A 20577-nucleotide genomic window follows, 5' to 3' on the forward strand; every position below is an offset into this window, starting at 1 on the left:
GGGAACAGGGATTTGGCAGATGCACAAACTGTACACCGACTGTACACAGCGCGTGCATACGCCGAACTGCGGATGGCCAGGTTAACGCCGCGTGCGCCGCAATTGTTAGCAAAGCATGAAGCCCGCCCGGCATGGGGCAAGTCGCAACATCACGGAAGCGATTGAAATCCGCGCAGCTGTCGGATTTGGTGCGGGTCACAACATAGCGAGGCCCCCCACATGACAGATGTAAGAATTCGCCCCCTCCTGCCCGACGATAGCGCCGGGTGGCATCAGCTTTGGCAGGGCTACAATCGGTTTTATGAACGCAGTGTCGAAGACCGGACCACGCAGCGTGTTTGGGACGCGCTGCAACGTGGCACCGGTCAGCCATTTGGCGTGGTCGCGGCGCAGGGGGCGGCGCTATTGGGGTTCGCGCATTACTTTTTTTTACCCTCGACCGCAGACTGGGGACCGCGCTGTTACATGCAAGACCTCTTTGCCGCCCCTTCCGCCCGCGGGCGCGGGGTCGGGCGGCGGCTGATCGAGGCGGTCTATGCGGCGGCTGATGAAAACGGCGCAGCGCAGACCTATTGGCTGACCGCCGACAGCAATACAGTGGCGCAGGGCCTTTATGACCGCGTGGCGCAGCGGACAGAGTTCGTGAAATATCGACGCTGACCAGCGACAGGCCGGGCGACGCGGGGCGGCGATTGCTGGCCGGTGGTGTGTTGATTATGGGCCTGTTTGCTGACCTGACGCTGGCCTATGGTCACCTTAGGGGGCGGCCTGTGGCTGGTCGCATCTTTGCCACCCGACAGCAGGACAAGACATGCTTAGCAACGCCGACCTGATCGAATTGACCGCCTTTCGCCGCGCGCTGCACCAAAGGCCCGAAGTGTCGGGCCAAGAGGTTGAGACCGCGCGCCGCATTGCAGAGGCGCTCAGCATGCTGGAGCCAAGCCAGATCCTGACCGGGTTGGGCGGGCATGGGGTGGCGGCGGTGTTTGACAGTGGCACCCCCGGCCCCACGGTTTTGTTCCGCGCCGAGTTGGACGCCCTGCCGATCACCGAACGGCACGACATCCCCTGGGCGTCGCAGATCGCCGGCAAGAGCCATGTCTGCGGCCATGACGGGCATATGGTGATGCTGCTGGCGCTGGGGCGGATGATCGCGCGTGCGCCGGTATCCAAGGGCCGGGTGGTGCTGATGTTCCAACCCGCCGAGGAGGACGGCAGCGGCGCACGGGCGGTGGTCGCGGACCCGCAGTATCAGCAGATTGCGGCGGACTGGGCCTTTGCCATCCATATCGAACCTGGGCGGCCATTTGGGTTTGTCGCAAGTTGTCCGGGTTTGATCAACTGCGCCTCGCTGGGGCTGAAGATCAGCCTGGGGGGCACCACGGCCCATGCCGCCACGCCCGAAACCGGCACCTCGCCCGCGCTGGCGGTGGCCAAGCTGCTGCCGGCCCTCGATGCGCTGGGACACGGCGGCACACTGGATGATGCGTTTCGCCTGGTCACGATCACCCATGTTCAGATCGGGGAGCCGAGCTTTGGCATATCGCCCGGTGATGCGGTGGTTTATGCCACGCTGCGCAGCGCCACCGATGCGGGCAAGGACGCGATTGCAGATGAGGCGCGCGCGCTGGCCCGCGCGATGGCGGCAGAGCATGGACTGTCGGTGGCGTTCGAGGTTTGCGATGATTTCGCGGCGTCGATCAATGACCCGCACGCATATGATGTGGCGGTGGCGGCGATGGACGCGCTTGGCGTGGCGCACGGGCAGCAGGGCGTGCCGATGCGCGCGTCAGAGGATTTCGGCGTCTTTGGCTGGGGCGCGCGTGCCGCGATGCTGTGCCTTGGACCGGGCAAAGATTATGCAGCGCTGCATAACCCGGATTACGATTTCTGCGATGATTTGATCCCAATCGGAAGCGCGATATTCGAACGCATCGCGCGCGATTTACTGGGGTAAGGCGCAGGCGGGCCGCCGGTTGCATCAGCGGCACTCTCGAGAACCTGAGCGCCATTAACTAATCCTTAATGCGTCACCGCAGCGCCTCATTCCTGCCCCATCATCGGGGCAGGATTGGTTCAAGACAGTGACAAGGAGGTGCCGGATGGCCGTTTCAACGACAACATTTCAAGAACGTCTTGCGCGGATCGAAAGCGGCACCGCCCCCAATACCATTGCCGCCGCTGGCAAGGCCAAGCGCCGCGCCGCACGGCCCAAGCGCAACCCCTTCACCTTCCCATTTTTTGTGGGTCTGGGCATCCTGACCGGCGGCACCGCCTATGCCTGGGTGGCGACCGTCCCGGAGTATCAGTGGGTCGTGGCGCTGGCCAACTAATTGACGCGCACCGCTATTGCTATTTGAAACCCCGTCGAACCGGGCTAAGCTTTGCCCAAGTTATTTACAGTTCGAGGGCCACAGGCACATGTTCAAATCCATTCTCATCACCGGCAGCGTTCTGGCAGCATTGGCAAGCCCCGCATTGGCGGCGCAATGCGGCAATAACGCGGGCGGTTTCAACACCTGGAAATCCGCCTTTGCGGCCGAAGCCAAGGCGGCAGGCGTCAAGCAGGCGGGGCTTAATGCGCTGGCCTCGGCGCAATATGCCACCGGGACCATCGCGGCGGACCGCAACCAAAAATCGTTTAAATACTCCCTGGACAAGTTCATGCAGGTGCGCGGGGCCGATACGATCGTGGCGCAGGGCCGCAAGCGCAAGGGGCGCAACGCCGCGTTCTATCAATCGCTGGAACAGCGCTACGGTGTGCCTGCGGGCGTGCTGCTGGCCATTCACGGGATGGAAACCGGATTTGGCGGATTCATGGGTGACAGTGCCGTTGTGTCAGCGATCACGACACTGGCCTATGACTGCCGCCGCTCTGATTTCTTTGTGCCGCATGCCATCGGGGCGCTGATGCTGGTGGACCGGGGTGCGATCACCGCCAATACCAAGGGTGCCAAACATGGCGAGCTGGGTCATACGCAGTTCCTGCCCGGCAATGCGCTGCGCTATGGTGTCGACGGCAACGGCGATGGCCGTGTCGATTTCTACAGTGAGGCGGACGCGATGGCGTCGACCGCGAATTTCCTGCGTCAAAAGGGCTGGCAGCCCGGCGCCGGCTATCAGGAAGGTCAGGCCAATTTCAACGTGATAAAGCAGTGGAATGCCGCCGGCGTCTATCAAAAGGCCATCGCAATCATGGGCGCGCGGATCGACGGGTAACAAAGCGACCTGGACATGCAGTCTAGGTGCCGGGCCACCGCCTCCCCCTTCAACGGGCAGGCGGTGGCCCGTTTCAATTCATGTCTTTTAATTCACGTCGCCAGATAAACTCAAAAGCCACAGGTTCCCCCTAGCCGCAGCACGGGCTCTTGAAGGCGCGCCCGGCTTTGGCTATTTGCAAGGCAGAGGGTCAGGCCCCTGCCGTCCGCAACCCGGTGAAGCCCTGAGCACAGACAACACACCAATCTCTCGTGGATTGATGGGCAATGCGGACCCCCTTCACCGATGCGAGAGTGCAGGAGTGTTGATATGACGACCCTATTTCCCACCAATCAGACCCCATCGCGCGATGTTCTGAAAACCCAGGCCAAGCGGCTGCGTGCCGATCTTGCAGCGCGGGGGCAGATGATCAGCCACGCGCAGGCGCTGGAAACTGTGGCCCACCAATGGGGCGCGCGGGACTGGAACACCTTGGTCGCGCGCAGCGGCAACGAACACCCCGGTTTCACCCCCGGTCAGCGCGTGACAGGCCGCTATCTGGGCCATCCCTTTGCCGGCATGGTCAAGGCGGCGCGGCTGTCGTCGGGCGGCTACTGGTCCCTGACGTTGCGATTTGACGCCGCCATCGACGTGGTGACGTCGGATCTGTTCAGCAGTTTTCGCCGTCAGGTGAACACCACGGTCACCGCCGGCGGGGTGTCGCCGCAGAAAACCTCGGACGGGCAGCCGCATATGGTGCTGGATCATCCGTGACAGGGACCCTCCGGCATCCATGGTGTCGGAGGGTCAGCCTGCCACCACCCATGTGTGAATGGTAAACACCACCGCATCGCTCTGCGGCAGGCGCAGGATACACTGACGCTCGGACCGGATGAAATCGCGCGGGCGGTCATCGGCAATGCGGCGCGGCTGGTGCAGATCGGGGTCGGCATAGGTCAGGCGGTTGAACCGCCACAGGGGCCGCCCGGCCCGCACCCCGTCAAACAGGCGCTGCACCCGGCGCGCGATATCGGCGTCATATTCAGGCACCGGGGCGTGAATGCCGATCAACGGTTGCCCCGCCTTGTCCGACAGCCGCCAGTTGGCCGGAAAGCACAGCACCGCCCCCGTCAGCACATGTTCTGCGCCTCGTTTTTGCAAGATGCAGATGTCCTCCTGCACCAGATGGCCCAGCGTCCAGAGCGGGCGCGTTTCATCCAGTGTGACATGCCGCCCGTCGGGGCAGGTCACCACATCCTGCGCCACAGTAAATCCCAGCCCCGGCAAGAGTTTGAGCACCTCGGCAAGCACCTCTTGGGCGGCGGGCAACGCTGTGTCTTGGGACCAGAGCACGGCAGGCTGCCGTTCGGCCAGCAATTGGGCTTTGTAGGCCATCTGGGTCGCATAGGCGTCGTCGACGCGCAGCCAGTCGTCTGGCGCGCAGGGCGCAACACCGGGCAAGGACGGGGCGCCCGTTTGGGCATCGGGGAGATGATTTTGCAAGATAACGGTCATGCCCCCACTGTTACGGCCCCTGCCCCGGATTGTCGTGAGAAAAATCCTGAGCGAAAGATCAGGCGTAAAAAGGTTCAGGCGTGAAAACGACATCAGAAGGCGTCGGTATTTGCCATGAGCCGGGTCAGAATACTGCCAGTCTGAATGCAGGAGGTCGGCCATGAACACACACCACCGCGACACCCGCAAGATCGACCCCAGCCGAGGTGCGGCGTTGGCGGACGGCAGCCCCAACGACGATGACCGGATCGAGATCGGCCCGACACGCCTGGCCATGGCGGAATGGGCCGCGGCGGGGCTGGTGTTGCCGGATTTGGACGCGATGCGGCGCTATCGCTGGGAAAGGCTGACGGCGCATGTGGTGGCGCGCGGGCTGGCGGGGCTGTTGATGTTTGACCCGCTCAACATCCGCTATGCCACCGACAGTACCAACATGCAGTTGTGGAACACGCACAACCCGTTCCGCGCCGTGTTGCTGTGTGCCGATGGCTATATGGTGATCTGGGATTACAAGAACTCGCCGTTTCTAAGCACGTTCAACCCTTTGGTGCGCGAGCAGCGTTCGGGGGCGGATTTGTTTTACTTTGACCGGGGCGACAAGGTGGATGTCGCCGCCGATACCTTTGCCAATGAGGTGCGATTGTTGCTGGCCGAGCATGGTGGTGGCAAACGGTTGGCGGTGGACAAGATCATGCTGCACGGGCTGCGCGCGCTGGAGGCGCAGGGGTTTGAGGTGATCGACGGCGAAGAGGTGACCGAGAAATCCCGATCAGTCAAAGGCCCTGATGAGATTTTGGCGATGCGCTGTGCCAGCCATGCCTGCGAGGTGGCGGTGCGCGAGATGGAGGATTTCGCCCGCGCCCATGTGCCACTGGGTCAAACCTGCGAGGATGACATCTGGGCGGTGCTGCACACCGAGAACATCCGCCGCGGCGGCGAATGGATCGAGACACGGTTGCTGACGTCGGGCCCGCGCACCAACCCGTGGTTTCAGGAATGTGGCCAGCGCCTGACCCGCCCGAATGAGATCATTGCCTTTGATACCGATCTGGTGGGCAGCTATGGCATTTGTGTTGATATTTCGCGCACCTGGTGGCTGGGCGATGCAAAACCGCGCCCTGATATGGTCTATGCCATGCAGCACGCGCACGAGCATATCATGACCAATATGCAAATGCTGCGCCCCGGTGTGATGATTCCAGAGCTGTCTGCCGGCACGCATGTGTTGGATGCCCAGTTTCAGGCGCAGAAATACGGCTGTCTGATGCATGGGGTGGGTCTGTGTGATGAATGGCCGCTGGTCGCCTACCCGGACCACGCGGTGCCCGGGGCCTATGACTATCCGCTGGAGGCGGGGATGGTGCTGTGCGTCGAGGCACTGGTGTCGCCTGAGGGCGGGGATTTTTCGATCAAGTTGGAGGATCAGGTGCTGGTGACGGAGGATGGGTTTGAACGGTTGACCCAGTATCCGTTTGATGCGGCGTTGATGGGGGCGTGAGGTGCGATCCGCGCACCCGTCCGCCAAATTCGAAAACAACCCCGATATTGCCACCCGTCCGGAACAAGCGCGTAGCGCGCCGGACCATCGCCTGCCCGTCTGGGCGGGCTGGCGATTGAGCAAGGCTTGGATCAAGTTTGATAAGGCGCGATACCGCTGCGGCATTAAGTGGGACGGATCACCGTTCGAAGCGCCATCCCACGGGCAGGCGCTGCCCCTCCTCTACTGCCCCAAGGCCTGCCCCAGATCGTCGCGCAGATCCTCCACCGCCTCGATCCCAACTGACAGGCGCAGCAGCCCTTCGGGTATGCCTGTGTGCGGCTCAATCGTGTGGCGATGCTCGACCAGGCTTTCGACCCCGCCCAGCGATGTGGCGCGATGGAACAGTTGCAACCGCCCTGCCGCGCCCAGCGCCGCCTGCGCGCCGCCCTTGACGACAAAGGACAGCAAGCCGCCAAAACCGCCCGACATCTGCCGTGCGGCAATCGCGTGGCCGGGGTGGTCGGCCAGACCGGGGTAAAGCGCCATTTCCACCCTTGGATGATCCGACAGATACTCCGCCAGCGCCATCGCATTGCGCGACATTTCCCGCATCCTGAGCGGCAGCGTGCGCATGCCGCGTGTCAGCAGCCATGCCTCCATCGGGCCGATCACAGCGCCTGCTTCGTCCCGGTCCGATTGGATCATCTGCCAGCGCGCGGCATCGGGCGCATTGGTGGCCAGCGACCCGGCCAGCACGTCGGAATGCCCGTTGATCCCCTTGGTCGCGGAATGCATCACGATATCGGCCCCATGCGCCAGAGGATGGCTGAGCACCGGAGATGCGGCGGTGCTGTCTACGACCAGCGTGGCGCCCACGGCATGCGCGACCTCTGCCGTGGCAGAGATATCGGTGATACGCAGCCAGGGGTTCGACGGGGTTTCGATCAGGCACAGGTCCGGCTGTACCTTGCGGCAGATCGCGGCAAAGGCGTCTAGATCAGAGGCCTCTACCTCGTGCAGCGCGATCTGGCGGCGGGCGCAGAAATCACGGATCCATTTGGTGGTGCCCCAGTAGATCTGGCTTTGCACAACAACGGCGGCACCGTTGGGCACGGTGCGGAACACCGCCGCGATGGCGGCCATGCCCGAGGGGAAGAGCAGTGTCGCCTCGGCCCCTTCCAGCGCGCCAAGCACCTGTTCGGCGGCGCGCGTGTTTTCATTGTGCGAGCGCAGATAGACATTGCCGGGCTTCACCGGCTGATAGTCTGCATCGCGCAGGTAGGTCGTTGAAAACTGTACCGGGGGGACAACACCCCCGGTGGCGGCATCGGTGATCCCGGCGGCCTGTGCGGCGATGGTGGCGAGGTGCAGGGGGGACTTGGGGGCTGTGGCCACGGGCGTATCTCTTTCGTTGTTTGATGCTGTGTTACACAAAGCCTGATCGCGGGGCAAATGCGATCACACGCACCCCGCGGCGCGTCACGCCTGTGTGAAAGCGCCCGCCCGCCCCTTGCGCCCGGCGCGCCAAGAGCCCACCCTCAAAGCACCGACAGCAGGAGCACCACAATGGCCACCGAACAGATCACCTTTCCCGGCCATGATGGCAGCCCGCTGTCAGCCCGGCTGGATTTGCCCGAAGGGCCACTTCTGGCCACAGCGCTTTTCGCCCATTGTTTCACCTGCGGCAAAGACATCCCCGCCGCGCGGCGCATTGCGGCACGGCTTGCTGGCATGGGGATCGCGGTGATGCGGTTCGATTTTACTGGCTTAGGCCATTCCAAGGGCGAGTTTGCCAATACCTCCTTCACGTCCAATGTCGATGATCTGATTGCGGCTCAGGCCGAACTGGCGCGGCGTGGCATGGCCCCCAGCCTGCTGATCGGCCATTCGCTGGGTGGGGCGGCCGTGCTCAAGGCCGCCCCGGATATGGCGGGGATCAAGGGCGTCGTCACGCTTGGTGCGCCATTCGACCCCGGCCATGTCACACATAACTTTGCCGATGCTTTGCCGCAGATCAAAGCGAAAGGCCGCGCCGAGGTCAATCTGGGGGGGCGTCCGGTAACCATCAGCCAAGGCTTTATCGACGATGTGACGGGGGCTGCACTTGCCCCCGCGATTGCGGGGCTGAACGCTGCCCTGCTGGTGCTGCACGCCCCGCGCGACGCGGTTGTGGGCATCGACAATGCCGCGCGCATCTTTGTCGCGGCCAAACACCCCAAAAGCTTTATCACGCTCGACGATGCCGACCACCTTATCACCAAGGCCGCAGATGCCGAATATGCCGCAGATGTCATCGCCACCTGGGCTGATCGTTACCTTGCACTGAAATCCCCCGCCCCGCCCCCCGGTGCGCCCGAGGGTATTGTTCGGGTGGCCGAGGCCGATCCTGACGGTTTTCTGCAAGACATCCAAGCAGGCCCCCACCATCACACTCTGGCCGATGAACCGCTGGCTTATGGCGGTACCAACAAGGGCATGTCGCCTTATGGCTACCTCTCGGCCGGCCTGGGGGCCTGCACGTCGATGACGATCCGCATGTATGCCCGCCGCAAGGGGTGGCCACTGGAGCATGTCAGCGTCGATGTCTGCCACGACAAGGTCCATGCGCAGGATGCCGAAACCGGCAGCGGCGACAAGATCGACACCTGGCGCCGCCGCATTCGCCTGACAGGCGACCTCACCCGCGACCAGCGCCACCGCCTGCTGGAGATTGCGGATAAATGCCCCGTCCATCGCACCCTCGAACGCAGCTCGAACGTCGTCACCGAACTGCTTGACTAACTTTTCACTTTTTCGGGGCATAAATACCCTCGGGGGACGGCGCGCATGCGCCGGGGGGCAGCGCCCCCTGCCCGGCCCGGAACCAGCGCGTCGCGCGCCGGGCCCTCGCCGCCCCGCATCACCCCACAGACTTGTCCTTGACCCCCAGTCAGTCTATTGCGCCCGTGACCCATTCCAATAGTCACGAAAAGGTGCGCGCCAATGATCCCCCGCTATTCCCGTCCCGATATGGTTGCCATCTGGTCGCCGGAAACGAAATTCCGCATCTGGTACGAGATCGAGGCCCATGCCTGCGACGCCATGGCCAACATCGGCGTGATCCCCCGCGAGAATGCCGAAGCGGTCTGGAAAGCCAAGGACGTCCAATTCGACGTGGCCCGCATTGACGAGATCGAAGCCGTCACCAAACACGACGTCATCGCATTTCTGACCCATCTGGCCGAACACGTCGGTGCCGACGAAGCGCGCTTTGTGCATCAGGGCATGACATCGTCAGACGTGCTCGACACCTGTTTCAACGTGCAATTGGTGCGCGCCTCTGACCTGCTGCTGGCGGGCGTGGACAAGCTGCTGGCCGCGCTGAAGACACGTGCGCTGGAGCATAAGGACACGGTGCGCGTGGGCCGCAGCCACGGCATCCATGCCGAGCCGACCACCATGGGCCTGACCTTCGCCCGCTTTTATGCCGAGATGGACCGCAACCGCGCCCGTCTGGTCGCCGCACGCGCAGAGATTGCGACCGGCGCGATTTCCGGGGCCGTGGGCACCTTCGCCAACGTCGACCCGGCGGTCGAAGAACATGTCTGCGCCAAACTGGGCCTGACACCCGAGCCGATTTCCACCCAGGTGATCCCGCGTGACCGCCACGCGATGTTCTTTGCCGTGCTGGGGGTCATCGCCAGCAGCATCGAAAACATCGCGATCGAGATTCGCCACATGCAACGCACCGAGGTGCTGGAAGGTGCGGAATTCTTCTCCATGGGTCAAAAGGGCTCTTCCGCCATGCCGCACAAGAAGAACCCGGTGCTGACGGAAAACCTCACGGGACTCGCCCGTCTGGTGCGCATGTCGGTGATCCCCGCGATGGAGAACGTCGCACTTTGGCATGAGCGCGATATCTCGCACAGCTCGGTCGAGCGTGGCATCGGCCCGGACGCCACCGTGACGCTGGATTTTGCCCTGCACCGTTTGGCGGGCGTCATCGAAAAAATGCTGATCTTCCCGCAGAACATGCTGGACAATATGAACAAATTCCCCGGCCTCGTGATGAGCCAACGAGTCTTGCTGGCGCTGACGCAGGCCGGTGTCAGCCGAGAGGACGCCTATTCAATGGTGCAGCGCAATGCGCTGAAAGTCTGGGAGGAACGCCTGGATTTCCGCGATCTGCTGCTTGCGGATGCCGATGTCGTCGCCGCTCTGGGCGAAGACGGCATCAAAGAAAAGTTCGACATGGGCTACCACACCAAACATGTCGACACGATTTTCAAACGTGTCTTCGGCGCCTGATGGCCTGCGCCTAAGCGTCGTCCTTTGAGAAATGCGCGGGCGGGTGTATCCTGCCTGCGCATGTCAAAGGAGTAATATCATGAAACTTGGAATTGCACTGGCCACCCTCGCCCTTGTGGTGGCCCCCGGCCTAAGCTTTGCTCAGGGCTGTGATCATGGCAAACAGGCGATGTCCTGCGCCGAGGGGACGGTTTACGACAGTGTCAGCGGCTCTTGTGTGGTGGATGCAACGACCTGAGCCGGTACGCGCTGTCTTGAAGTTGTGATCGGTCCGCAGCGCTGCGCGCTTTACTGGTCGGCGCGGCGTGCTACCTTTTTACTTGGTGTAATTTTGTTCCGGAGTTTGTTTCATGCGTAATATCCTGTTGACCACCGCGCTCGCATTTGCCCTGCCCACTGGTTTGCTGGCCGCAGGGGGCGGTGATGAAAAGGCGCCGGAAAAACCGAAATGCGAAAACGGCCAGGTCTATGACAAGACCACCAAAACCTGCACCGATGCCAATGACAGCCGTCTGAACGATCTGGACCGGTATGAGACCCTGCGCGCGCTGGCCCATGCCGGGCGCTATACAGAGGCGCAGACCGTGCTGGCCGCGATGCCGCAGGACGACGACCGCACGCTGACCTATCTGGGGTTCACGACCCGAAAACTGGGCGATACTGCGGGCGGTATGGCCTATTATACCGCAGCGCTGGCGAAAAATCCGGGCAATATCCTTGCGCGTTCCTATATGGGGCAGGCCCTTGTCGAACAGGGGCAGATGGCACAGGCGCTGGCACAACTGCGCGAGATTCGCAGGCATGGCGGCAGCGGCACCTGGGCCGAAGCATCGCTGCGTAATGCCATCGCAACAGGTCGCGGCAGCAGCTACTGATTTCAGGCTTTTTTCATCTTTGCCTGTCACACCTGCCGTCACGGAAATGCGGCGCGAGGGATGACAGGCTTAGATGAATGATATCGTACCGATGGGCGGTTTTGCCCCGATGGCGGCTGGTGGCGGTGAAACTGGTTTCGGCGCGCGGATCACGCTGACACGCCGCGCCAAGGCGGCGGTCGTGGTGCGCCTGCTGCTGAACGAAGGGGCCGACATCCCGCTGGAGGAACTGCCAGAGGAATTGCAGGCCAGCCTGACCCAGCAGATGGGGTCGATGCGTACCGTGGACCGCGACACGCTTGCCTCGGTCGTCGACGAATTCATCAGCGAGCTTGATCAGATCGGCCTGTCATTTCCGGGCGGCATTGCCGGGGCGCTGGATGTTCTGGACGGCAAGATCAGCCGCCAGACCGCCGCGCGCCTGCGCAAGGAAGCAGGTGTGCGCCGGGCGGGCGACCCTTGGGCGCGGCTGCGCGATCTGGGCGCCGACAAACTGTTGCCTGTCCTGCAGAACGAAAGCATCGAGGTCGCGGCGGTGATGCTGTCTAAATTAAGCGTGGCCATGGCCGCCGATCTGCTGGGCCGCCTGCCCGGCCCGCAGGCGCGGCGCATCACCTACGCGGTGTCGCTGACCAGCAGTGTCACCCCCGATGCCGTCGACCGGATCGGCCTCGCGTTGGCGACGCAGTTGGACGATCAGCCGGTCAGCGCCTTTGACAGCAATCCGGTTGAACGGGTCGGCGCGATCCTGAATTCCACCACCACGCTCACGCGCGATGACATGCTTGAGGGGTTGGACGAAACCGATCAGGGATTTGCCAATGCTGTGCGCAAGGCAATCTTTACCTTCGCCAACATTCCGCAGCGCATCGCCCCACGCGACATCCCGCGCATCCTGCGCGAGGTCGATCAGGCGCGGCTGGTGCTGGCCCTCGCCGGGGCCGAGGCGGCAGGATACGGCCCGTCGATGGCATTTGTGCTGGAAAACATGTCAGGCCGCATGGCCGACCAACTGCGCGAGGAAATCACCGAGGCAGGCAAGGTCAAACCCGCCGACGCAGAAGACGCCATGTCCGAGATCGTCGCCAAGATCCGTGAGATGGAGGCAAGTGGTGACCTGCTGCTGGTCATCGAGGAAGAAGGCGACGAGGGTTAGCACCGGGCGCTGCCCCCGCTTGTTGAACGCGGCGGTGCAGGCTATGTCGGGGGCAACTTCCCTGTGTGCAAGAGCCTTATGCAAGATCAACAGCCCCCCCTCTACCCGCCTGGTACATCCTTTGCCCGACGGGCGCGCCACTACCTGTCGAACCTGCTGATTGTGGGCATCATCAGACTGGCGCTGGCGCTGCCCTACCGCACACGCCTGCGGTTTGTCGGGGGCTTGGTGCAGCATGTGCTGGCCCCACTGGCGGGATATCGCAGCCGTACGTTCGCCAATCTGGAACTGATCTGGCCTGAACTGACGATGCCGCGGCGGCGCGAGATTACGGCGGGCTGCCTCAACAATCTCGGGCGGGCGTTTATCGAAAACTACTCGGCCCGCGATTTTCCGCAGCGCATGGCGCAGAATGTGCCACATGGCGCGGGCGTTCAGGCATTAAAAGACGCAGCCGCCGCCGGGCAGCCGGTGATTTTGGTGACCGGCCACTATGGCAACTACGAAGCCGCGCGCGCCACGCTGGTGGCACAGGGCTATAACATCGGCGGGCTTTACCGCGATATGAAGAACCCGTTTTTCAATCGCCACTACGTAAAGACGTTGGAAGCCTTTGGCGGTCCGGTGTTTCCGCAAGGCCGGCGCGGCACCGCGGGCTTTGTACGCCACCTGCGCCAGGGCGGGCAATTGGTGCTGCTGTTTGACCAGCATGTGCAGGGGGCGCCTGCGCTTGATTTCATAGGCCAGCCTGCCCGCACCGCCCTGTCCGCGGCCGAACTTGCACTGCGCTACGACGCGCTGCTGATCCCGTTCTACGGCATCCGGCGCGCTGACGGCGTGAGTTTCGACGTTCGGCTGGATGCGCCGATACCCCATAGCGACCCCACAACGATGACGCAGGCGCTGAACGACAACCTCGCGGCACAGATCATCGCCCAGCCGGAACAGTGGTTCTGGGTCCACCGCCGCTGGCGGGCGCACGAGCCGTGATGCGGCGTTCTGTTTGCTTTTCCGGGCCTTAAATACCCTCGGGGGGCTTGGGGGGTTGGCCCCCCAAACAGCCTCTACTTCACGCGCGCGGCGGCGAGGATCGGCCCGGTGCCGCGCGCCTGTACCAGCACCACCACCGGCTTGGGCCCCTGCACCTCGGCTTGCATCGACAGCGCAGTTTTGCCATCCCATTCGCCCAGCACGGTCCATCCTTCGACAATATTGGCGTATTCAATCGCACGACCTGCGTTTTCACCGCGCATGATCTGCGTTGTCTGCAGCGGGGTGTAGCGCAGCAGGTGCAGGGTCAGCGGCCCCGGCAACGCTGTCAACGTGTGCGCCTTGATCGTCAGATCGTTCCCGTTGCGCGCCAGCTCCAGGGCGACTTTCGCGGGCTGGTCAGCATGATGCGCCACGGCCTTCATCAGGGCCATCGGCTTTGCACCGACGATGTCGCTTTGGCCCTGTACGATCATTTCAGGGGTAAAGACACTGCGCCGCTGGCCCTTGGCGGCATAGGCGCGCTGTCGGTCGGAATGGACGGGGTCACCGAAGGTGTCCTGCCAGCCGATGTAATCCCAGTAATCCACATGCAGCGCCAGCGCGATGATGTCTTCCCGCGTTGCGATCTCGGCCAGCATTTCATCCGCCGCCGGGCACGACGAACAGCCCTGCGACGTGAACAGTTCGACCACAACCGGATTGTCCTGCGCCGCCACCGGCGGCGCGAGCAGCCATGCGGCCGCAACAAGCGATGTGATACTCTGTTTCATATGATTCCAATTGGTCTGTTTATGCCGCTTGCCCCGGTTTAGCCGCCGCACCCTGAAATAACCAATCAAGGTTTCTTGAAACCCCCGTGTGGCCAAGGTCACGGCCCCACGCGGGAATCCTTTAAATTCGGTACACAATGGTATACAAAAGATGCCGAAAGCCCGCAATATCAGTTGAACCACCCGCCCGGTAATGGCATTGAGGCGGGAATTACGCCACCCATCAGACCCCGAAGGGAGCCCGCCATGACGATCCAAGTTGGTCACGACACAGCCAAAACCCGCAAGACCCTTTCTGTCGGCAGCCAGAATATCGCCTATTATTCCATCCCCGCCGCGCAAGAGGCCGGGCTTGGTGATTTTTCCAACCTGCCTGCCGCACTGAAGGTCGTGCTGGAAAACATGCTGCGTTTCGAGGACGGAAAGACCGTCACCGTGGACGATATCAAGGCCTTTGCCGAATGGGGTGCCAAAGGTGGCAAGAACCCCCGCGAGATCGCCTATCGCCCGGCCCGCGTGCTGATGCAGGATTTCACTGGTGTGCCGGCGGTTGTCGACCTTGCCGCGATGCGCGACGGTCTGGTGGCGCTTGGCGGCGACCCGGACAAGATCAACCCGCTGAACCCTGTCGACCTCGTGATCGACCATTCGGTCATGATCGACGAGTTTGGCAACCCGCGCGCCTTTCAGATGAACGTGGACCGCGAGTACGAGCGCAACATCGAGCGCTATACCTTCCTTAAGTGGGGCCAGAAAGCCTTCAACAACTTCCGCGTTGTGCCCCCCGGCACCGGCATCTGTCACCAGGTGAACCTGGAATACCTCAGCCAGACTGTCTGGTCCGACAAGGATCAGCACGGCGATGAGGTGGCATACCCTGACACGCTGGTTGGTACCGACAGCCATACCACAATGGTCAATGGTGCCGCCGTTCTAGGCTGGGGCGTTGGCGGGATCGAGGCCGAGGCGGCGATGCTGGGCCAGCCGATTTCGATGCTGATTCCCGAAGTTGTGGGTTTTGAGCTGACGGGTCGCATGATGGAAGGCACCACCGGTACTGATCTGGTGCTCAAAGTGGTCGAGCTGCTGCGCGAAAAGGGTGTGGTCGGCAAGTTTGTCGAATTCTACGGCGCCGGTCTGGATCACCTGCCGCTGGCCGACCGCGCGACGATCGCCAACATGGCCCCCGAATACGGTGCCACCTGTGGTTTCTTCCCGATCGACGACGAGACCCTGCGCTATCTGACCAACACCGGCCGCGACAAGGATCGTGTGGCACTGGTCAAAGCCTATGCACAGGCCAATGGCATGTGGCGCGGCGCCGACTATGCACCGATCTACACCGACACGCTTGGGCTCGACATGGGCACCGTTGTGCCGGCTATCTCTGGCCCCAAGCGCCCGCAGGACCACATTGCGCTGGACCGCGCCCACAGTGCCTTTGGCGATTACGTAAAAGGTGTGCGCGCGGGCAAAGATGCGTCCCCGGCGCAGGAAATCACATGGGAAGGTGAAGGCGGCCAGCCAGAGCCGCGCGACATTCCAGGCGATGAAGGCCATCACAACCGCGGTTTCGTGACCACGGACGACGGCCATTATCAGTTGCATGACGGTTCCATCGTGATCGCCTCGATCACATCCTGCACCAATACATCGAACCCTTACGTGATGATCGGTGCAGGCCTTGTGGCACGCAAAGCGCGCGCCTTGGGTCTGACGCGCAAGCCTTGGGTCAAAACATCTCTCGCCCCGGGTTCGCAGGTTGTGTCACATTACCTCGAAGCTGCTGGCCTGCAGGAAGACCTCGACGCGATCGGGTTCAACCTCGTGGGTTACGGGTGCACCACCTGTATCGGTAACTCTGGCCCGCTGGAGCCCGAAATCAGCAAGGCGATCAACGACTATGATCTGATCGGCACCTCGATCCTGTCGGGCAACCGCAACTTTGAAGGGCGGATCAGCCCCGACGTGCGCGCCAACTACCTCGCCTCGCCGCCGCTTGTGGTGGCCTATGCGCTGGTCGGCGACATGAACCACGACCTGACGGGGCAACCGCTGGGTCAGGACCAAGAGGGCAATGACGTCTATCTCAAGGACATTTGGCCGACGACCAAGGAAATCGCAGACTTGGTCGAACAGACCGTGACGCGAGAAGCCTTTCTCGACAAATACGCCGACGTCTTCAAAGGCGACGAAAAATGGCAGGACGTTGAGACCACGGACAGCAAGACCTACGACTGGCCGCCAACCTCGACCTATGTGCAGAACCCACCCTATTTCCAGGGCATGTCGCCAGAACCGGGCGTGATCTCTAACATCGAGGGGGCCAAGGTGCTGGCGCTCCTGGGTGACATGATCACCACCGACCACATTTCGCCAGCCGGGTCGTTCAAGGAAACCACGCCTGCGGGTCAGTATCTGGTGGAACGCCAGGTGCCGGTGCGCGAATTCAACTCCTACGGCTCGCGCCGCGGCAACCACGAAGTCATGATGCGCGGCACCTTTGCCAATATCCGCATCAAGAACGAGATGCTCGATGGCGTCGAGGGTGGCTATACCAAAGGCCCGGATGGGGCGCAGACCTCGATCTTTGATGCAGCCATGGCGCATCAGGAAAACGGCACGCCGTTGGTGATCTTCGGGGGCGAGCTTTATGGTGCGGGCTCTAGCCGCGACTGGGCGGCCAAAGGCACGGCGCTGCTGGGCGTCAAGGCTGTGATCGCGGAAAGCTTTGAGCGTATCCACCGTTCCAACCTGGTTGGCATGGGCGTTATCCCGTTCGAGTTTACCGGCGGCGATACGCGCAACTCGCTGGGGCTGAGCGGCGATGAAACCGTGTCGATCACCGGGCTCGACACCATCAAGCCGCTACAGGAAGTGCCCTGCACGATCAGCATGGGCGATGGATCGACCAAGGAAATCACGCTCAAATGCCGGATCGATACGGCGATCGAGATTGAATACATCGAACACGGCGGCGTGCTGCACTACGTGCTGCGCAACCTGGCCAAATCGGCCTAAGCCACCGGCTCAAACAGATGAAAAAGGCCCCGGCATCGCCTCCGGGGCCTTTTGCTTTTCTGAGTCTTAAATACCCTCCGCCGGAGGCAATTACACTCTTCTGGCACAGCAAAAGAGATTAGATGCCTCCGGCGGAGAGTATTTAGAACTCAAAAAAGTAGAAGATTACTGCGCGTTCAGCGCGTCTGTCAGGGCGGGTAAAAAGCGCTGTTCATAGTCGCTGCCCACCAGTGGCCCGGCATAGCGGAAGAGCACGGTGCCATCACCGCTGACGATAAAGGTCTCTGGCGGCGCGGTGACGCCCCAGTTGATCGCCGTGCGACCCTGCGGATCAAATCCGATGCCCGCAAAGGGGCTTTCTTCGTCGTCAAGGTATGCGGTGGCATTGCCTTGGGTGTCTTTGAAATTCACGCCGATGATAGTCAGCCCTTGGGCCTGCATCTCCAGCAGTTTGGGGTGTTCGGCGCGGCACGGCGGGCACCAGCTGGCCCAGAAGTTGATCAGCGTCACCTCACCATTGCGCAGCATGTCATCTGTTGCAGCCGGATAGCCGGGCAGCGATTTTTTTGGCAGCGCGGGGGCCTGCCTGCCGACCATGGTAGAGGGCAATCCTTGGGGGTCGTCGCGGTACATGCCGACAGCGGCAAGGGCGACGAAAGCGGCAAAGATCAGCGGCGGGGCGATCATCATCGGAGAGACCTTAGTCATGGGTCTTGGCCTCCTGCTCCGCTGCATCAAGCGCGCGGCGCGCGGCGCGGCCGCGGTGAAGACTGACCCAGACCAGACCGGCCAGCAGCAGCAAGGACACACCATAGGCCGAGAGCACCTCTGCCGCGTATTTTCCCAGTTCTGGCATCATGCCCCCCGATCCATGCGTGCACGCAAGGCCCGCGCGCGGCGCAGGCGGATTTCGGTGCCGGTGCGGTAAATCACCAGCGCCAGAAAAAGCAGTCCAAAGCCCAGCATCGACAGCACCAGCGGGTAGAAAAACACATCCGCCACGCTGCGCCCGCCTGTCACGACGGGGACAGAGGTGCCTTGGTGAAGTCCCTGGTTCCAGAACTGCACCGCATAGCGCGACAGCACGGCAAAGACCGAGCCGACAAGGCAGAGCATGGCGGTAAGATCGGCGGCGGTGTCGGGGTCTTCGACCGCCTCCCAGAGCGCGATATAGCCGAGGTAGAAGAGGAACAGGATCAGAAACGACGTCAGGCGCGGGTCCCAGGCCCACCATGTGCCCCACATCGGCTGACCCCAGATCGCCCCTGTGATCAGCGCGATCAGTGTCATGATCAGCCCCACAGGAGCCGCCGCCTTGGCCGCCAGAGCAGACACGTGATGCCGACGTACCAGCCAGATCAGTGAGGCCACCAGCATCATAAACCATGCATTGATCGCCATGAGTGCGGCGGGCACATGCAGGTAGATGATTTTAACGGTGCTGCCCTGGCGCGCGTCATCGGGCGTGCCGAAAAAGCCCCAGAGCAGTCCCGCCCCGACAAAACAAGCGGCCAGCGCCCAGAGCACAGGTTGCACCCGCGCCGAGAGCGCGAGAAATTTGACGGGATTTGCATATTGCCAAAGGGACATGGGATTTACCTACCGCGCTGCTGCGCGCCACTCAATGCACAAAAGGGAGAGAGTAAGAGGCGAGTTCATCGCAGGCCCATGCGCAGGACCGTCGCGGCGGCGAAGGGCATCAGGGCGACAGTGGCGAGCGTCAGCCCGGCAAGCATCAAGACCGGCGTGGTGGCGTCCAACGCTTGCGCACCGCGCCGCGCGACTTCGGCCCCGAAAATCAGCGTGGGGATATAGAGCGGCAGCACCAGCAGCGACATGAGCAGCCCGCCGCGTTTGATGCCCACCGTCAGGGCGGCGCCGAAAGTGCCGATGACCGACAGCGCCGGGGTACCAAGGGCGAGCGAAAGCATCAGCCACAGGTGCCCCGGTGCTTCCAGGTGCAGACCCACGCCCAGAATCGGCGCGGCCAGCACCAGCGGCAGCCCGGTGGTGATCCAATGCGCCAATGCTTTCACGGCCAAGGCCCCTTCAAGCGGGAGCGGCGCGGTCAGGAGCAGATCAAGGGTGCCATCCTCGAAATCCAGCGCCAGCAGGCGGTCGAGGGACAAAAGGCACGCCAGCAGCGCGCCGAGCCAAAGTATGCCGGGGGCGATATCGCCCAGCAGGGCGGCCTGAGGGCCAACGCTGAACGGCACAAGCATCGTGACAATGAGGAAAAACGCGAGCCCAAGGCCAAAGCCGCCGCCCGCGCGCAGGGCAAGTGCCAGATCACGGCGCAGGAGCGCCCTCACAGGAAGGCCTCGTCGCTGGCCCCGGCCCGCGCGCCCGGGGCGGCACGGAACGCGGCGACATCCAGCACCTGCGCGTCCAGTCCAAGGTCGATATGGGTGGCGATCAGCGCCGCGCCGCCTGCGGCAAGATGGCCACGCACCGCGGCGGCGAACATGCCCACCGCGTCAACGTCGAGCGAAACAGTGGGTTCATCCAGCACCCAGATCGGCCGCCCCGTCACCAAGAGGCGCGCCAGCCCAAGCCTGCGTTTCTGCCCCGCCGACAGCGTGCCTGCCAGACGGTCGGCCAATGGGGTCAGGCCAAAGGCCGTCATCGCGGGAAAAATATCAGCCGTGCCAAATACTTGCGCCCAGAAGCTAAGGTTCTCAGACACAGTGAGCATCGCTTTGATGCCATCCGCGTGGCCCGCGTAGGCGATGGTGTCTGACGCCCCCGTGATTGTACCTGCCAGCGGGGTCTGCAATCCAGCGAGGGTGCGCAGTAGCGTGGTTTTGCCGGCACCATTGGGACCGCGCAGGATCAGCGCCTCGCCGTCGTTCAGCGCAAAGCTTAGCCCTGTCAACACAGGTAGACCGCCGCGCTCGACGGCCAGATCCTGCACGTGCAGGCCCATAGTCAGACCGGCAGGAGGGCCAGCGCCACGCGCCGCCCTTCGCTGAGCAGGATGTTATACGTGCGGCATGCGGCGGGAGAGGACATCAGCTCAACCCCGAGACCGGCCGCGTCCAGCGGTTCTCGCAGGTCATCGGGGATATGGGCCATCTCGGCCCCGGTCCCGAGGAACAGCACATCGACCTGACCCGACAGGGCGAGCAGAGAGGTGGCATCGCTTAGCCCGCCCCAGCCTTGCACACCGTCGGGGCCGACGATCACCGCACCTTCAAAGACCTCGCCGCCGATGCGGAAAAAGCCCGGACCGTAGCCGTCCACCGGTTTGGCATCGGTGAATTTGATCTCATTCAGGCGCAT

General features: G+C 62.7%; 22 protein-coding genes. 13 read left to right on the plus strand and 9 right to left on the minus strand.

The genetic code is table 11. The features are described from left to right. The first annotated feature begins 219 nt into the window (after positions 1-219). The 5 genes from AC1965_RS11465 (at position 220) to AC1965_RS11485 (ending at position 3972) form a co-directional block, all read left to right on the plus strand. Positions 220-660, plus strand: a complete 441-nt coding sequence (locus AC1965_RS11465) for an N-acetyltransferase family protein (RefSeq protein WP_483884001.1) — start codon at positions 220-222, stop codon at positions 658-660. A 151-nt stretch (positions 661-811) separates the two neighbouring features. Beyond that, positions 812-1957, plus strand: a complete 1146-nt coding sequence (locus AC1965_RS11470; RefSeq protein WP_483884002.1) for an amidohydrolase — start codon at positions 812-814, stop codon at positions 1955-1957. Between the two features lie 145 nt (positions 1958-2102). After that, a complete protein-coding gene (locus AC1965_RS11475; protein ID WP_483884003.1) occupies positions 2103-2333 on the plus strand; it encodes a hypothetical protein in 231 nt (76 codons plus the stop codon). Positions 2334-2421: 88 nt separating this feature from the next. After that, positions 2422-3219, plus strand: a complete 798-nt coding sequence (locus AC1965_RS11480) for a lytic murein transglycosylase (protein ID WP_483884004.1) — start codon at positions 2422-2424, stop codon at positions 3217-3219. Positions 3220-3528: 309 nt separating this feature from the next. After that, positions 3529-3972 (plus strand): glyoxalase superfamily protein, encoded by a 444-nt coding sequence (locus AC1965_RS11485; RefSeq protein ID WP_483884005.1) that lies wholly within the window; start codon positions 3529-3531, stop codon positions 3970-3972. A gap of 33 nt (positions 3973-4005) precedes the next feature. Here the strand turns inward: AC1965_RS11485 and AC1965_RS11490 are convergent, their stop codons facing one another. After that, positions 4006-4713, minus strand: a complete 708-nt coding sequence (locus tag AC1965_RS11490) for a heme-dependent oxidative N-demethylase family protein (RefSeq protein ID WP_483884006.1) — start codon at positions 4711-4713, stop codon at positions 4006-4008. 160 nt (positions 4714-4873) lie between these two features. Here AC1965_RS11490 and dddP point away from each other — a divergent pair, with 160 nt between their 5' ends. Continuing rightward, a complete protein-coding gene (gene dddP / locus AC1965_RS11495) occupies positions 4874-6211 on the plus strand; it encodes a dimethylsulfonioproprionate lyase DddP (RefSeq protein ID WP_483884007.1) in 1338 nt (445 codons plus the stop codon). 222 nt (positions 6212-6433) lie between these two features. Here the strand turns inward: dddP and AC1965_RS11500 are convergent, their stop codons facing one another. Continuing rightward, the gene (locus tag AC1965_RS11500; protein WP_483884008.1) at positions 6434-7588 is read right to left on the minus strand and encodes a trans-sulfuration enzyme family protein; all 1155 of its coding nucleotides are present in this window, start codon (positions 7586-7588) and stop codon (positions 6434-6436) included. Between the two features lie 171 nt (positions 7589-7759). Between AC1965_RS11500 and AC1965_RS11505 the strand changes: the two genes are divergently transcribed. From AC1965_RS11505 to AC1965_RS11530, 6 genes are all read left to right on the plus strand, one after another. Then, positions 7760-8974 (plus strand): bifunctional alpha/beta hydrolase/OsmC family protein, encoded by a 1215-nt coding sequence (locus AC1965_RS11505; RefSeq protein WP_483884009.1) that lies wholly within the window; start codon positions 7760-7762, stop codon positions 8972-8974. A gap of 201 nt (positions 8975-9175) precedes the next feature. Further along, entirely contained in the window at positions 9176-10480 is a 1305-nt protein-coding gene (gene purB, locus AC1965_RS11510; RefSeq protein ID WP_483884010.1) for an adenylosuccinate lyase, read from the plus strand. A gap of 79 nt (positions 10481-10559) precedes the next feature. Then, complete coding sequence (locus AC1965_RS11515; RefSeq protein WP_483884011.1) at positions 10560-10718, plus strand: hypothetical protein; 159 nt, start codon at positions 10560-10562, stop codon at positions 10716-10718. A gap of 112 nt (positions 10719-10830) precedes the next feature. After that, a complete protein-coding gene (locus AC1965_RS11520; RefSeq protein WP_483884012.1) occupies positions 10831-11355 on the plus strand; it encodes a tetratricopeptide repeat protein in 525 nt (174 codons plus the stop codon). Positions 11356-11428: 73 nt separating this feature from the next. Next, a complete protein-coding gene (locus tag AC1965_RS11525) occupies positions 11429-12511 on the plus strand; it encodes a flagellar motor switch protein FliG (RefSeq protein ID WP_483884013.1) in 1083 nt (360 codons plus the stop codon). Positions 12512-12589: 78 nt separating this feature from the next. After that, entirely contained in the window at positions 12590-13501 is a 912-nt protein-coding gene (locus AC1965_RS11530; protein WP_483884014.1) for a lysophospholipid acyltransferase family protein, read from the plus strand. 74 nt (positions 13502-13575) lie between these two features. Here the strand turns inward: AC1965_RS11530 and AC1965_RS11535 are convergent, their stop codons facing one another. Further along, a complete protein-coding gene (locus tag AC1965_RS11535; protein ID WP_483884015.1) occupies positions 13576-14274 on the minus strand; it encodes a DUF1223 domain-containing protein in 699 nt (232 codons plus the stop codon). 246 nt (positions 14275-14520) lie between these two features. Here AC1965_RS11535 and acnA point away from each other — a divergent pair, with 246 nt between their 5' ends. Next, a complete protein-coding gene (gene acnA / locus AC1965_RS11540) occupies positions 14521-17295 on the plus strand; it encodes an aconitate hydratase AcnA (RefSeq protein WP_483884016.1) in 2775 nt (924 codons plus the stop codon). A 165-nt stretch (positions 17296-17460) separates the two neighbouring features. On the opposite strand, the gene AC1965_RS11545 is transcribed toward acnA, so the two are convergent. The 6 genes from AC1965_RS11545 to AC1965_RS11570 all read right to left on the minus strand — a co-directional run bounded on the left by AC1965_RS11545 (position 17461) and on the right by AC1965_RS11570 (position 20577). Then, positions 17461-18003 (minus strand): DsbE family thiol:disulfide interchange protein, encoded by a 543-nt coding sequence (locus AC1965_RS11545; RefSeq protein WP_483884017.1) that lies wholly within the window; start codon positions 18001-18003, stop codon positions 17461-17463. Next, complete coding sequence (ccmD, locus tag AC1965_RS11550; protein WP_483884018.1) at positions 17996-18154, minus strand: heme exporter protein CcmD; 159 nt, start codon at positions 18152-18154, stop codon at positions 17996-17998. Before ccmD ends, AC1965_RS11545 begins: the two co-directional genes overlap by 8 nt. After that, positions 18151-18885 (minus strand): heme ABC transporter permease CcmC, encoded by a 735-nt coding sequence (gene ccmC, locus AC1965_RS11555; RefSeq protein WP_483884019.1) that lies wholly within the window; start codon positions 18883-18885, stop codon positions 18151-18153. Before ccmC ends, ccmD begins: the two co-directional genes overlap by 4 nt. A gap of 65 nt (positions 18886-18950) precedes the next feature. Further along, positions 18951-19607, minus strand: coding sequence for a heme exporter protein CcmB (gene ccmB, locus AC1965_RS11560; protein WP_483884020.1), 657 nt, complete (start codon positions 19605-19607; stop codon positions 18951-18953). Continuing rightward, on the minus strand, positions 19604-20221 hold the full coding sequence (ccmA, locus tag AC1965_RS11565; protein ID WP_483884021.1) for a heme ABC exporter ATP-binding protein CcmA: 618 nt from the start codon (positions 20219-20221) through the stop codon (positions 19604-19606). Before ccmA ends, ccmB begins: the two co-directional genes overlap by 4 nt. Before the next feature lie 2 nt (positions 20222-20223). Further along, positions 20224-20577, minus strand: a complete 354-nt coding sequence (locus AC1965_RS11570; protein ID WP_483884022.1) for an Mth938-like domain-containing protein — start codon at positions 20575-20577, stop codon at positions 20224-20226.

The sequence above is a fragment of the Sulfitobacter sp. KMM 9851 genome (assembly GCF_057178245.1).

Coding starts and splice junctions, on each gene's coding strand:
- AC1965_RS11485 (WP_483884005.1), top strand. CDS start 3,529: ATGACGACCCTATTTCCCACCAATCAGACCCCATCGCGCGATGTTCTG.
- AC1965_RS11490 (WP_483884006.1), bottom strand. CDS start 4,713: ATGACCGTTATCTTGCAAAATCATCTCCCCGATGCCCAAACGGGCGCC.
- AC1965_RS11475 (WP_483884003.1), top strand. CDS start 2,103: ATGGCCGTTTCAACGACAACATTTCAAGAACGTCTTGCGCGGATCGAA.
- AC1965_RS11515 (WP_483884011.1), top strand. CDS start 10,560: ATGAAACTTGGAATTGCACTGGCCACCCTCGCCCTTGTGGTGGCCCCC.
- AC1965_RS11525 (WP_483884013.1), top strand. CDS start 11,429: ATGAATGATATCGTACCGATGGGCGGTTTTGCCCCGATGGCGGCTGGT.
- AC1965_RS11570 (WP_483884022.1), bottom strand. CDS start 20,577: ATGCGCCTGAATGAGATCAAATTCACCGATGCCAAACCGGTGGACGGC.
- ccmD (WP_483884018.1), bottom strand. CDS start 18,154: ATGATGCCAGAACTGGGAAAATACGCGGCAGAGGTGCTCTCGGCCTAT.
- AC1965_RS11520 (WP_483884012.1), top strand. CDS start 10,831: ATGCGTAATATCCTGTTGACCACCGCGCTCGCATTTGCCCTGCCCACT.
- dddP (WP_483884007.1), top strand. CDS start 4,874: ATGAACACACACCACCGCGACACCCGCAAGATCGACCCCAGCCGAGGT.
- AC1965_RS11505 (WP_483884009.1), top strand. CDS start 7,760: ATGGCCACCGAACAGATCACCTTTCCCGGCCATGATGGCAGCCCGCTG.
- AC1965_RS11465 (WP_483884001.1), top strand. CDS start 220: ATGACAGATGTAAGAATTCGCCCCCTCCTGCCCGACGATAGCGCCGGG.
- ccmA (WP_483884021.1), bottom strand. CDS start 20,221: ATGGGCCTGCACGTGCAGGATCTGGCCGTCGAGCGCGGCGGTCTACCT.
- AC1965_RS11535 (WP_483884015.1), bottom strand. CDS start 14,274: ATGAAACAGAGTATCACATCGCTTGTTGCGGCCGCATGGCTGCTCGCG.
- AC1965_RS11530 (WP_483884014.1), top strand. CDS start 12,590: ATGCAAGATCAACAGCCCCCCCTCTACCCGCCTGGTACATCCTTTGCC.
- purB (WP_483884010.1), top strand. CDS start 9,176: ATGATCCCCCGCTATTCCCGTCCCGATATGGTTGCCATCTGGTCGCCG.
- AC1965_RS11470 (WP_483884002.1), top strand. CDS start 812: ATGCTTAGCAACGCCGACCTGATCGAATTGACCGCCTTTCGCCGCGCG.
- acnA (WP_483884016.1), top strand. CDS start 14,521: ATGACGATCCAAGTTGGTCACGACACAGCCAAAACCCGCAAGACCCTT.
- AC1965_RS11545 (WP_483884017.1), bottom strand. CDS start 18,003: ATGACTAAGGTCTCTCCGATGATGATCGCCCCGCCGCTGATCTTTGCC.
- AC1965_RS11480 (WP_483884004.1), top strand. CDS start 2,422: ATGTTCAAATCCATTCTCATCACCGGCAGCGTTCTGGCAGCATTGGCA.
- ccmC (WP_483884019.1), bottom strand. CDS start 18,885: ATGTCCCTTTGGCAATATGCAAATCCCGTCAAATTTCTCGCGCTCTCG.